Here is a 12,081-nt window from a genome sequence, read left to right on the forward strand (position 1 = left end):
CAGTGAATGGTAAGAAAGACTTATGCAGTTACCGTCAGTAATCGCCAACCGTGATAACGATCAAGACAGTATTGATCTTCTCGGCATATTCGGCAGTTTGATCGACCAGAAATGGCTGATCGGTGCATTCACCGGTGCCTTCATGGCCGCCGGCGTTGCCTACGCGGTATTGGCGACGCCGGTGTACCTGGCGAACGCGCTGGTGCAGGTCGAACCGAAAAAGAACGACATGCTCGGCTTTTCCGACCTCAGCAGCATGCTCGGGGGGCAATCGCCGTCGGTGACCGAAATCGGCATCATCAAATCCCGCGCGGTGATCGGCAAGACCGTCGACGACCTGCGTCTGGACATCGACGTCACCCCCAACACCTTCCCGGTCATCGGCGGTTTTCTCGCCCGGCGTTATCGTGGTGAAACCGAGTCCAGCGTGGCACCGCCGCGTTTTGGCTTCAACAGCTACGCCTGGGGCGGCGAGCGTCTGGAATTCGCCCGGCTCGATCTGCCCAAAGAACTGTTGGGCAAGAAGCTCACCCTGATTGCAGGTGAGCAACAGCACTTTCAGTTGCTCGATGACAACGACAACCTGCTGGTCGAGGGCGTCGCCGGCGAAGCCTTCGCCCAGGACGGTGTCGAAGGTTTGATCGAGCGCCTGCAAGCCAACCCGGGCACGCGCTTTGAAGTGGTGCGCAATCCACGGATCGTGACCATTCAGGGTTACCAGGATGCGCTGGATATTTCCGAGCAAGGTAAAGAGTCGGGGATTATCCGCCTGGCGCTGGCCAGCGCCGACGCCGCCGAGGCGGTGAAGATCCTCAACAAGATCGCCGCGCTCTACGTGGATCAGAACGTACGCCGCACCTCGGCGGAAGCGGCGCAAAGCCTGGCGTTCCTGCAAAGTCAGTTGCCGCAGGTCAAGCGTGATCTGGCCAAGGCCAGCGACGCGCTGAACGCTTACCAGACCCACGGCAAGACCGTGAACATTTCCCTGGAAACCCAATCGGTGCTCGGCCAATCCGTGGCGCTGGAAACGCGGATTTCCGAGCTGAAAATGCAGCAGGCGGAAATGGATCGCAAATTCACCAAGCAGCATCCGGCCTATCGCGCCTTGATGTCGCAGATCGGTGAATTGACCCAGCAGCAGAAATCGCTGGAAGGCAAGGTCGGCGATCTACCGGCGACGCAACAGGAGCTGCTCAACCTGACCCGCGATGTGGAAGTGGCTTCGCAGATCTATACGCAGTTGCTGAACAAATCCCAGGAGCTGGACATTGTTCGCGCCGGTGCGGTGGGTAACGTGCGCCTGATCGACCCGGCGGATGTCGACCTGAGCAGCCCGGTCAAACCGAAAAAAGCCCTGATCGTGCTGATCGCGACGTTCCTCGGCGCCTTTGTCGGCGTGGCGCTGGTGCTGTTGCGCAAATCCCTGAGCAAAGGCCTGGAAGGCCCGGAAGCCATCGAACAGCTCGGGCTGCCGGTGTACGCCTCGATTCCCTACAGCGCCTTGCAGCGCGACGAGGACACGAAAAAGGGCCGGGCCAAAGTCACCGCCGAAACACCCGCTTATCTGCTGGCGCTGCGCAACCCGACCGACCTGTCCATTGAGTCGATCCGCAGCCTGCGCACCTGCCTGCATTTCGCCGCGCTGGATTCGACCAACAACCGCATCATGATCTCCGGCCCCAGCCCGCAGGTCGGCAAGACCTTCGTCTCGTCCAACCTCGCCGCGGTCATGGCGCAGAGCGGTCAGCGCGTGTTGCTGATCGACGCCGACATGCGCAAGGGCCACTTGCACAAGACGCTGAATGTACCGATCGCCAATGGTCTGTCGGACCTGCTGGTCAAGCGCTGCAGCATTGAGCAGGCGATCAACACGGTGGAAATCGACAACCTGCACTTCATCAGCCGTGGTCAGGTTCCGCCGAACCCTTCCGAGCTGCTGATGCACGCCAACTTCCGCGACCTGCTCGCCGAGCTGAGTCAGCGCTACGACGTGGTGATCATCGATACGCCGCCATTGCTGGCGGTGACGGACGCGGCGATTGTCGGGCGTGAAGCCGGGATCAGCCTGATCGTCACGCGTTTCGCGGTGAACCCGGCCAAGGAAATCGAAGCGACCATTCGCCGCTTCGCGCAGAACGGCATCGAGCTCAAGGGCGCGGTGTTCAACGGCGTCGAGAAGCGCGCTGCCAGCTACTACGGCAATGGCAGCTATGGCTATTACAACTACGAATACGCGTCGGACAAATCCTGAAATCAGGGACGTTCCAACAGGCATGAAAGTGGGTGGGTTGTGAAGAAAATACTGCACGTGGCTGAAACGATAAAAGGTGGGGTTGCCACCGTTATCCGCACGATATCGGCGTCGCCCGAAGGCCAGGACGCGAACTACGAATGGGTCTATCTGGTGCCGCTCGATCAGAAACAGGAGCTGCACGGCATCGATCAGAGCCAGATTCGCACGTTCGTCAGATCCGGGCGTAACGTGCCTTCGCTGCTGCGCTTTGCGTGGGAACTGGCACGGACGCTGCTCAAGGAAAAACCCGATGTGGTGCATCTGCACAGCACGTTTTCCGGGGTGATCGGCCGCTGTGTTTGTGTGCTGCTCAAGCCGTGGCGTCGGCCGAAAATCGTCTACTGCCCGCACGCGTTTTCGTTCCTGATGGAAAGCTCGCCCATCAAGCAGAAGGTCTACGCCTCGATCGAGCGCGTCTTGCAGAAAGTCACCGACGTGATCATTTGCGTCAGCCGCTACGAGATGGACAAAGCCGCGCGGTTCGGTATCGAGCGCAAGCGCATGCGCCTGATCTACAACGGCATCCCGCACAAGGATGACGCACCGAGGGCCGACAACCCCGCGCCGATTCATCTGCTGTTCGTCGGTCGCCTCGACTACCAGAAAGGCTTCGACGTATTGCTCAAAGCCTTCGCCAAGGTACAGCGCAACGATCTGAAGCTGACCGTGGTTGGCAGTGCGGTCAACGAGGACACGGTCGAGTGCCCCGAGATGGACGCGGTCGAGTACCTGCCGTGGGTCACGCCGGCCGAAGTGCAGGCGCTGTATCAACAGGCCGACGCGCTGATCGTGCCGAGCCGCTGGGAGGGTTTCGCCATGGTGCCGCTGGAAGGCATGGCCATGGGCTTGCCGGTGATCGCCAGCAACTGCACGTCGCTGCCCGAACTGGTCACCCATGAAGTGTCCGGCTACGTCTTTCCCACCGGTGATCACCAGGCGCTGGCCGATGTGCTGGCGCGAATCCAGAAGCCGCGGTTGCTCGACCTCGGCAGCGAAGGCCGGAACATCGTGCGTGAGCGCTTCAGTGCCGCGCTGATGATCCGCCAGACCTACGACGTGTATTGCGCTCCCACTTATTAAGTAGAACTCAGCTTATGAACGTAACGATTTTGCATGGCTACAGTGCGTCCAACTCCGGTGACGGCCTGCTCGTCGACCTAGCCATCGCGTTGGTGCAGCGCAACTTTGGCGAAGACACCGCGATCAATGTCGTGGCCTCCGACCCGCAGTCTTTCGCCTACCTGCCGCACCCGCGTTTCGATGCGCCGGTGATGGCGGCCAAGGGCCTGGGGCGGGTCAAGCAGGCGGTGTTCCTCAATCAGTCGTATGCCGGACTGGCGGATCTGTTGCGCAAGACCGATCTGATCGTCGGCGTCGGTGGCGGCTACATGCGCTCGAAAAGTGCCTTCGAACACATCAAGCTCAAACTCGGCCACGCCAAGCAACTGGAAACGGCGATCCTCAGCAAGGTGCCGTCGGTGTACCTGCCGCAAAGCATCGGCCCGTTCCATGGCGAGAGCCGCCAGATCGTCGAGCACTACGCCAGTGCCGATGCGGTGTTCGTGCGCGATAACCGCTCCTCGGCAATGTTCGATGCCTGCGAAAACGTCTACCGCGCGCCGGATCTGGCGGTGCAGTCGTTGGCCAGCAAGATCCTTCAGCAGCCGAAGTTCACCCGCTGCGCCGCGTCGCCGGCCACCGTGTGCGTGGTGCTGCGCAAGCCGCCGGAGTGGAGCAAGGACAAGAAGGTCGCCTACGTCGCCAATCTGAAGTTGCTGCTGCAGCGCCTGAAGAACAAAAGCAAAGTGGTCTGCGCCGTGCAGAGCGCCGTTCGCGGCAACGATGACGGTGCGTTCTATCGCGAACTGGGCATCACCGAGGACCTGCTGTCGTTGAAGGCGACGATTGCCAAATATCAGCCGGACCTGGTGATCTCGGTGCGCCTGCACGGCGCTATCGAGTCGCTGCTGTCCGGTGTCCCGGCGTACCACATCAGCTATGAGCGCAAAGGCTTTGGCGCCTATCAGGACATGGGTGTGGAAGACTGGGTGATCAACGGTGGCGACATCAATGTCGAGCAGATCATCGACACCGTGTATGCGCCGAATGCCCTGTCGAACTTCGGCAAGCGCCTGACCGATACCTGCCGCGAAATCGAAGCCAAGACGGTGATGATGGACGAGATCATCAAAGGCGTCGTTCGATGATATTTCGCTTACTGCTTCGCGGCGGAGCCTTGGGCGCGAAGTTTCTGCTGGTGTTGGCCATCACTCATTACCTGGGCTACGAAGCGCTGGGGTTTTATGGCGTGGTGGTCGCCGCGTCGCTGATCGCTTCGAAGTTCTACAGCGTTGGTTTCAGTTCCGAGATCAATCGGTTGATCAGCGTCGGCGGCAGCTCGCGGCGGGTGGTCGACAAAGTCCTGCTGCTGTACCTGGCGGTGGGGCTGCTGCTGTCGCTGCTGACGGTGGGGATTTACTCGCTGTTCCAGCAGGTCGAGGCGAGCACCGCGCTGATCCTCTGCGTGACGCTGGTGTTGCTCACCGAACACCTGTCGTTCGAGATCAATTCGTTCGTGTTTTCTGCGCAGAAAGCCACCGCGGGCGCGCTGCTGTTCTTCATCAAGACCGGTCTCTGGGCGCTGCTGGCGGTGGGCGCGATGATGCTCGACTGGGTGTCGGGCATCGCCAGTGTGCTGTGGTTGTGGGTGGCCGCCAACGTGCTGGTGATCGTCGCCGGTTACCTGATCGTGGTGAATGTGCACAAGGGCCGGGTCAGCGAAGCACTGACTACCGCGACCGTGTGGAAGGCCGGGTTGCCGTTCTATTTCGGTACGGGGTTGATCGCGCTGAGTCAGTACGCCGAGCGTTTTCTGATTGCCGATCTCGAACCCTACGCCAGCCTCGGCAAATACGTGTATGCGTGGTCGGCGGCGAACACTCTGCAGGCGCTGTCTTACGCGGTGGTGGCGGTAGTCGGCATCCCGGTGCTGGCCAAGCGGTTTCAGGCGGATCAACAGGCGTTCAGCGTCCGGCAGTTGTTCGTCAACAAGTGGGTGATGCGCTCGTTAGCGGTGTCAGCGGCGGTGGCCGTGCTGATCTATCTGTTCTTCAACGTGGTGCTCGATTACGTCGCCAGCAGCGTGCCGCGTCCGGATAACGCACTCCTCGGCGTGTTGATCTTTTCCTTTGCCCTGCGAGCCATCGGCGACATCGTCTGGGGCGGTCTGATCGCCTCGAAAAACAGTCGGGTGTCATTCGCCAGCGCGGCGATCTGCCTGCTGGTGTCGGTACCGGTCAGCTACCTGCTGATCAAGCACTATTCGATTTATGGCGCGGCGTGGGGCAATGTCTTTGCGATCATCGTGCAGCTCGGGGTGATCGCCGTGTTGACTCGGGCGACCCATGCCAAAGGGGCGCTGGCATGTGGTTGAAGTTGCCGTGCATCGAGTTTCGCGGCCGCAGACTCGATTCCTCGCTGTCGTTCCTGATTCTGTTTACCGGGCTGTTTCTGTCGGTGGCGATGCCGCTGCTGATCCCGCGCGATCCGGGGCCGGATGCGATGACCTTATGGTCGTCCTACGCCCGGGCCGACAACTGCAATTTCTGGAACCCATTCTCGCCGGATCGCTCCTCCTACGAGTGTTCGGCGTTCCTGCTGCGGCCCACCGGGATCAACCTGACCAACGCCTGGGCCTACGGGATGTTCTGCAACTTCTTCCTCACGGCGATTCCGGTGGTGGTGTTCCGGCGCATGCCGCTGGCGATCTTCGGCACCCTGTGTCTGTGGGGGATTGTGCGTTCGTTCTTCCTGGAAAACCTGACCAAGGAAATCATCGTCTCGGTGGCGGTGCTGAGCATCTTGTTCAGCTCGCTGACGCGCAAATACCGCGGCGGATTTTTTCTGTCGGCGGTGATCTATGGCGTGCTGATCCGGCCTTACTGGATTCTGTTTTCGCTGTCGTGGGTCGGCGTTTGCGTGATGAAAAAGTACGTGTCGCGTTTCACCTTCTTCCTGATGCTGTTCCTGTTTTACCTGGCGGTGGCCATGGCGATCCAACTGGCGCTGGGCTTTCCGGTGTCGTCGATTCGCGCCAGCAACAACGAGTTGCGCACGGCGGGGGAGGAGGGGTCGAAATCGCTGATCGTCTCGTGGCTCAGTGGCAGCGACTTCGTCTCCCAGGCGCTGGACTCGATGATCATTTTTTTCCGGCTGTCGTTCCCGGTGGAGCTGATTCTGTTGTCCGGGCCGGGCCAGGTGATCTTTGTGGCGCTGATGATCATGACCGCGCTGCTGCTGTTCAAAGTCATCACCTCCACCGACTACAAAGGCGCGCCGATCGAAACCAAACCCAAGGAACTGATCGCGATTCCGCTGGCGTTCCTGTTGGTGCAGGGTTTGTTCGAGCCGGACTTCGGCTCCTTCGCCCGACACTTTTCCATGGTGGTGCCGGTGCTGTTTGTCGGCCTGGGCCTGATGTTGCGTGCGAACAAACCGGTGCGGGTTGAATCACGCGTTCTGAATTGAGGCAGGTGCTGTATGTCGAGCAAGAAAAAGTCCCTGGAAATCGAAACCCTGCGTGGTCTGGCGTGCCTGCTGCTGGTGCTCTATCACGTCATCGGCCCGTTGGGCGGAGGGCTGAAAATCGATCTCGGCTCGCCGTTTCGGGTGATCGCCGACTCGATGGTGTACGTGCGCATGCCGCTGTTCACCTTTATTTCCGGCTACATCTATTCGATCTACAAAATTCGCGGCAATGACTTTTCCGCATTCTTCAGCGGCAAGGTGCGACGGTTGATCGTGCCGTTGTTTTGCGTCGGTGTGCCGTTCTCGGTGTTGCAGGCGGTGGGGCCGGGGGTGAATAAGGACGTCGGCGTGATCGATGCGTTGCTGTCGTTCTGGGTACCGGTCAATCACTTCTGGTTCCTGCAGGCGGTGTTCATCATTTTCATGTTCGTCGGCCTGCTGGAATGGCGCGGGATGCTGCGTTCGATGTCGCGCTTGTATCTGCTGTTCGCCTTCGCTGCGGCGGTGTTTCTGCTGCCACCGTTCAAGCTCGATGCGTTCGGCATCAATGGCGCGATTTACCTGCTGCCGTTCTTTGTGGCGGGGATGATCGGCCAGGAAAATGTCGAGGCGTTGAAGCAGCGGTTCAAGGTGATCGGGCCGCTGGTGTTTGTGTTGATTTCGTTGACGCTGCTGTACGTGGCGGCGATTGACCGTGAGTTGATCGTCGACCGCCGCAGCCTGATCGGCTTGACCGTGGGCTGCGTGTCCTGCATCGCCTTGCTGTCGAGTGACATGCGCTCGAAATGGCTGACCTGGCTGGGCGGCTACTCTTACGCGATCTTCCTGTTCCATGTGTTGTTTGCGGCGACTTCGCGGTTTGTCATGGGACGGCTGGGGGTAAAAGACGAAAGCATTCTGGTGCTCAGTGGGCTGCTGTTCGGTCTGTTGGGGCCGGTGGTGCTGTCGATGATTTTCAGTCGCTTCAATGTCACTTCGGTGCTGTTTCTCGGGGAGCGCGCGGCGAAGAAAAAACCGGCGGCGAGCGTTACGCCAGTGGTGCAGACCCAACGGATTTAACGTCGTACACCATTCCCTGTAGGAGCTGCGGCACGCTGCGATCTTTTGAGGTTGAAGATCAAAAGATCGCAGCCTCGTTTCACTCGACAGCTCCTACAGAGAATTGGTGTATGACGCCGATCCAATGTGGGAGCGAGCCTGCTCGCGAAGGGGCCATTCCAGACTGAAGGAAATAACGCATGTTGGCAGTAAATGACGCTCAGCCCGTCGCAGCGTCGGTGGTGGAAGTGGGTGACGCCCGTGAGCGCTTTGCGCAGTGGCGCGAAGGCAAGGCCGGGAAGGTCTTGTCGGTCTCGGTGATCGGCGACAGCTACAGCGCCGGGCAGGATTTCTACCTGAACAAACTGGTGCAGCGCGTGGCCGGCGAAGTGGGTTTTGCCGGCCCCGGTTACGTCGGTTTCAACCACGGCGCCGCGCTGGGGGGCACGCATTTCAAATACACCCGCAGCAGCGAAAAGTACTTCGGCGGTGGCTGGCAGGTTTCCGGTCTCGGTCAGGCCAGCCCCGACAGCCGCACGATCACCGGCAAGCCCGGCGCCTGGTTGCAAATCGATGCCAGCCCGACACCGGCCATCGACACCCAAGTCACCCAGGCGAAATTGCTCTACCTGGGCAACGGCGAGCCGAGTGAGCTGCGTTACCGCTGGACGCCCTCGGAGGACTGGAAGCCATTGATTCTCAAGGGCTCGGGCGTTCAGGAAGTGCCGCTTGCAGGTCTCTCTGCAGCCGCAGACTGGTCGTTCAAACTGGAAGTGGTGAAGGGCGCACCGACCTTGTTTGGTCTGTGGCTGAGCAACGAGCAGAACGGCGTGCGGGTCTCGAAACTGGCAGCCTCCGGCGCGGCCTCGGCGGACTTCTATCATCGCGATCCGCAATGGCAGGTGCAGTGGAAAGCCGCCGTGTCGAAGATCCCCGCCGACGTTTACCTGATCATGCTCGGCGGCAACGACCAGGGTTTCGGGGTCAAACCCGAACAGTACCTGCACAACGTTCAAGGGTTGGTGGCGATGATCCGCGAGATCCAGCCGGCGGCGAGCATCAACCTGATCATGCGTCAGGACACCACGCGGTCCAGTGCCTATCCGATGTCGGCGTATGCGCAGGTCTTGCAGCCATGGGCGCATGAGCAGCAGTTGGGCTTCGCCAATCTGCAATGCGCGTTCGGACCTGACGTCAAACGCTATGCGGCGGCGATGATCGGGCCGGACAAGATTCATCCGCAGCCCGCGACGGGTGGGAAAGTGATTGCCGACTACTTCTATCGCTGGATCGTCAGTGGCATCAACACAACCAGTTGCGACCCAACGAAACCCCTGTAGGAGCTGCCGAAGGCTGCGATCTTTTGATCTTGCTCTTCGATACAAAATCAAAAGATCGCAGCCTTCGGCAGCTCCTACAGGGGTGGTGTTTTATTTGAAGTTATCTATCTGGCTCAGGAGCTCCGCAGTCTTCTGCGGCATCAGTTGCGTCGCACACCGTGTCTCGACATTGATGATGATCGCCGGCTCGTTGCAGCACAGGCGTACGCGGAAGCGCCAGTCGCTGAAGATCACTTTCAGGCCATCACGGTCATCCATTTCCAGCGCCTGCTCGGCATACAGGTGTTTCAGATGGGCGAGCAGGGGATAGGGATCGGCCAGCGGCCGGCGAATGTCGCCGGACGAAGGAAACATGCCGATGCGTTCCACCAGCAGAATACTCCCCAGCCACGACTCGTTGGCGCTGGGCAACGGCTGATGGCGTGACAGCCAGCTCACCACCCCGAGGTTGCCCACCTCCCGTTCAATCTCTGCTGCATGCTGTGCCATGTTCATGGTTGCCTCCTGAAAAGAGAAGTGGGCGGGGACCGTTCAGCGGCCTTTGAGGTAGACGTTGTCGTAGCAGAAGTTGGTCGCCTGCAGGTAACCCTCGGCGTCGCCGCAGTCAAAGCGCAGGCCCTTGAACTTGTAAGCCAGCACGCAACCGTTCTGTGCCTGTTTCATCAGCGCGTCGGTGATCTGGATCTCGCCGCCCTTGCCCGGTTGGGTGTCGGCGATCAGGTCGAAGATGTCCGGGGTGAGGATGTAGCGGCCGATGATCGCCAGGTTCGACGGGGCATCCTGCGGCGCCGGTTTTTCCACCATGTTATTGACCCGGTAGATGCCCTCGGACATCAGTTCGCCGGCGATCACCCCGTACTTGTGGGTCTGGTCAGCCGGGACTTCCTGAATGGCGACGATCGAGCAGCGGAATTTTTTGTACAGCTGGATCATCTGCGACAGCACGCCGTCACCTTCCAGGTTCAGGCACAGGTCATCGGCCAGCACCACGGCGAAAGGTTCATCGCCGATCAACGGGCGGCCGCTGAGAATCGCGTGACCGAGGCCCTTCATTTCCACCTGACGGGTGTAGGAGAAGGTGCAGGTGTCGATCAGCTCGCGGGTGCCGGCGAGGAATTTCTCTTTCTCGGTGCCGCGGATCTGGTGTTCGAGTTCGTAGCTGATGTCGAAATGGTCTTCCAGCGCACGCTTGCCCCGACCGGTGACGATGGCCATGTGTTGCAGGCCGGCGTCCCGTGCTTCTTCAACGGCGTATTCGATCAACGGCTTGTTGACGATCGGCAGCATTTCTTTCGGCATGGCTTTGGTCGCCGGCAAGAAACGCGTGCCGTAACCGGCAGCGGGGAACAAACATTTACGAATCATAAAAGTATCCTGGACAGTCATGGAACACAGGCAACGGATGCGCACACTTACGAAGGTGCACAAGTTTCAATGATTATTGAACGAGTACTTTAATACCTGAGTCAGGTTGTTAATGGCAATTAGTGCGGAGGGTAAAACCTGACAATGTTATGAGATGTCGGTTATAGCGTTATTGGTTATTTTTAGTCGGTATCTGTTGATAGTGATGAGTGCACTCGAGGTGCTAATAAGTACCGGGCAATACAGTTTGACCTGCAAAAATATTTATTGCCAGTGGTTGAACTAATTTTGTTTAAGGCTGTTGTCGTCCTTATTTGTGTGGTGCGCCACAGATTCAATGAAAGGGACTTGACAGGCTACTTGTCACTTATCCAATGACGGACCGCGCTATGAAGATTCTGGTAACGGGTGGCGCCGGCTATATCGGCTCGCACACCACACTTGCGCTGCTTGAAGCAGGTTATGAAGTTGTTGTACTGGATAATCTTTGCAACAGCAGCGATGCGGCATTGCACGCGATAGAAGGTATCTGCGGCAAAAGCGCGTTGATGATTCGCGGCGATGTCTGCGACCGGGCGTTGCTCGACCGGATCTTCCGCGAGCATGCGATCGACGCGGTGCTGCATTTTGCCGGGCTCAAAGCCGTCGGCGAGAGCGTGCGCAAGCCGCTGGATTATTACGAGAACAACGTCGGCGGCAGCATCACGCTGTGTCAGGCGATGGCGGCGGCCGGAGTGTTCCGGCTGGTGTTCAGCTCGTCGGCCACGGTGTATGGCGAGCCTGAGCAGATGCCGATCCGCGAGGATTTCCCCACCGGTATTCCGACCAATCCTTACGGTCAATCCAAGCTGATCGTCGAGAACGTGCTGCGCGACCTGAGCCAGGCCGAGCCGCGCTGGAGCATCGCCTTGCTGCGTTACTTCAACCCGATCGGCGCGCATCACAGCGGGCATATGGGCGAAGACCCCAGCGGCATCCCCAACAACCTGCTGCCTTACATCAGCCAGGTCGCGGTTGGCAGCCTGCAGGAACTGTCGATTTTCGGCGACGATTACCCGACGATCGATGGCACCGGAGTGCGCGATTACATCCACGTCGTCGACCTCGCCGATGGCCATCTCAAAGCCTTGCAATCGATTGCCGACCGTCCGGGCATTCATACCTGGAACCTTGGCACCGGCGACGGCTACAGCGTGATGCAAGTGCTGCATGCCTTCGAACAAGCCAGTGGACGTCCGGTGCCGTACCGGGTGATGCCACGGCGCAGCGGGGACATTGCCGAGAGCTGGGCCGACGCCTCGAAAGCGCAAAAAGAACTCGGCTGGAAAGCCACGCGCAGTCTGCAGGACATGGTCACCGATACCTGGCGCTGGCAATCGAATCATCCACGCGGTTATCTCGAATGATGTCGTTCTAATACTGAATGTTAGTTTCGGTCAGCTGTTAGATATCGTCGGGAAAATACGCTGGAAATGCCTTTTGCAAGTCCGTAGATATAAACCTGCCGTTCGACTTTTA

At 59.4% G+C, this 12,081-nt stretch carries 10 protein-coding genes; 8 read left to right on the forward strand and 2 right to left on the reverse strand.

Features of this window, described 5'->3' with window-relative positions; genetic code table 11:
* The first annotated feature begins 22 nt into the window (after positions 1–22).
* The 7 genes from AB1J88_RS02255 (at position 23) to AB1J88_RS02285 (ending at position 9,198) form a co-directional block, all read left to right on the forward strand.
* Positions 23–2,251 (forward strand): polysaccharide biosynthesis tyrosine autokinase, encoded by a 2,229-nt coding sequence (locus AB1J88_RS02255; RefSeq protein ID WP_430290077.1) that lies wholly within the window; start codon positions 23–25, stop codon positions 2,249–2,251.
* A gap of 39 nt (positions 2,252–2,290) precedes the next feature.
* The gene (locus AB1J88_RS02260; protein WP_430290078.1) at positions 2,291–3,373 is read left to right on the forward strand and encodes a glycosyltransferase; all 1,083 of its coding nucleotides are present in this window, start codon (positions 2,291–2,293) and stop codon (positions 3,371–3,373) included.
* A 14-nt stretch (positions 3,374–3,387) separates the two neighbouring features.
* Positions 3,388–4,500: a polysaccharide pyruvyl transferase family protein gene (locus AB1J88_RS02265; RefSeq protein WP_285373620.1), complete on the forward strand. Its 1,113-nt coding sequence runs from the start codon at positions 3,388–3,390 to the stop codon at positions 4,498–4,500.
* Positions 4,497–5,726 carry a polysaccharide biosynthesis C-terminal domain-containing protein gene (locus AB1J88_RS02270; RefSeq protein ID WP_430290079.1) on the forward strand — a complete coding sequence of 410 codons (1,230 nt, stop codon included), beginning with the start codon at positions 4,497–4,499 and terminating at the stop codon, positions 5,724–5,726. Before AB1J88_RS02265 ends, AB1J88_RS02270 begins: the two co-directional genes overlap by 4 nt.
* Positions 5,717–6,820 carry a hypothetical protein gene (locus AB1J88_RS02275; protein WP_430290080.1) on the forward strand — a complete coding sequence of 368 codons (1,104 nt, stop codon included), beginning with the start codon at positions 5,717–5,719 and terminating at the stop codon, positions 6,818–6,820. Before AB1J88_RS02270 ends, AB1J88_RS02275 begins: the two co-directional genes overlap by 10 nt.
* 12 nt (positions 6,821–6,832) lie before the next feature.
* Complete coding sequence (locus AB1J88_RS02280) at positions 6,833–7,879, forward strand: acyltransferase family protein (protein ID WP_430290081.1); 1,047 nt, start codon at positions 6,833–6,835, stop codon at positions 7,877–7,879.
* A gap of 179 nt (positions 7,880–8,058) precedes the next feature.
* On the forward strand, positions 8,059–9,198 hold the full coding sequence (locus tag AB1J88_RS02285) for an SGNH/GDSL hydrolase family protein (protein ID WP_430290082.1): 1,140 nt from the start codon (positions 8,059–8,061) through the stop codon (positions 9,196–9,198).
* A gap of 90 nt (positions 9,199–9,288) precedes the next feature.
* On the opposite strand, the gene AB1J88_RS02290 is transcribed toward AB1J88_RS02285, so the two are convergent.
* Positions 9,289–9,693, reverse strand: a complete 405-nt coding sequence (locus AB1J88_RS02290; RefSeq protein WP_108183318.1) for a mannose-1-phosphate guanylyltransferase — start codon at positions 9,691–9,693, stop codon at positions 9,289–9,291.
* 36 nt (positions 9,694–9,729) lie between these two features.
* Complete coding sequence (gene galU / locus AB1J88_RS02295) at positions 9,730–10,563, reverse strand: UTP--glucose-1-phosphate uridylyltransferase GalU (RefSeq protein WP_430290083.1); 834 nt, start codon at positions 10,561–10,563, stop codon at positions 9,730–9,732.
* Between the two features lie 389 nt (positions 10,564–10,952).
* Here galU and galE point away from each other — a divergent pair, with 389 nt between their 5' ends.
* A complete protein-coding gene (galE, locus tag AB1J88_RS02300) occupies positions 10,953–11,969 on the forward strand; it encodes a UDP-glucose 4-epimerase GalE (protein WP_103368819.1) in 1,017 nt (338 codons plus the stop codon).
* The last annotated feature ends 112 nt before the right edge of the window (positions 11,970–12,081 follow it).

This window comes from Pseudomonas sp. S8, from assembly GCF_050473925.1.
Lineage (GTDB): Bacteria > Pseudomonadota > Gammaproteobacteria > Pseudomonadales > Pseudomonadaceae > Aquipseudomonas > Aquipseudomonas parakoreensis.

Excerpts from the sequence above, each read along its gene's own strand:
- AB1J88_RS02255 (WP_430290077.1), top strand. The coding sequence starts at position 23 with ATGCAGTTACCGTCAGTAATCGCCAACCGTGATAACGATCAAGACAGT.
- AB1J88_RS02265 (WP_285373620.1), top strand. The coding sequence starts at position 3,388 with ATGAACGTAACGATTTTGCATGGCTACAGTGCGTCCAACTCCGGTGAC.
- AB1J88_RS02270 (WP_430290079.1), top strand. The coding sequence starts at position 4,497 with ATGATATTTCGCTTACTGCTTCGCGGCGGAGCCTTGGGCGCGAAGTTT.
- AB1J88_RS02275 (WP_430290080.1), top strand. The coding sequence starts at position 5,717 with ATGTGGTTGAAGTTGCCGTGCATCGAGTTTCGCGGCCGCAGACTCGAT.
- AB1J88_RS02280 (WP_430290081.1), top strand. The coding sequence starts at position 6,833 with ATGTCGAGCAAGAAAAAGTCCCTGGAAATCGAAACCCTGCGTGGTCTG.
- AB1J88_RS02285 (WP_430290082.1), top strand. The coding sequence starts at position 8,059 with ATGTTGGCAGTAAATGACGCTCAGCCCGTCGCAGCGTCGGTGGTGGAA.
- AB1J88_RS02290 (WP_108183318.1), bottom strand. The coding sequence starts at position 9,693 with ATGAACATGGCACAGCATGCAGCAGAGATTGAACGGGAGGTGGGCAAC.
- galU (WP_430290083.1), bottom strand. The coding sequence starts at position 10,563 with ATGATTCGTAAATGTTTGTTCCCCGCTGCCGGTTACGGCACGCGTTTC.
- galE (WP_103368819.1), top strand. The coding sequence starts at position 10,953 with ATGAAGATTCTGGTAACGGGTGGCGCCGGCTATATCGGCTCGCACACC.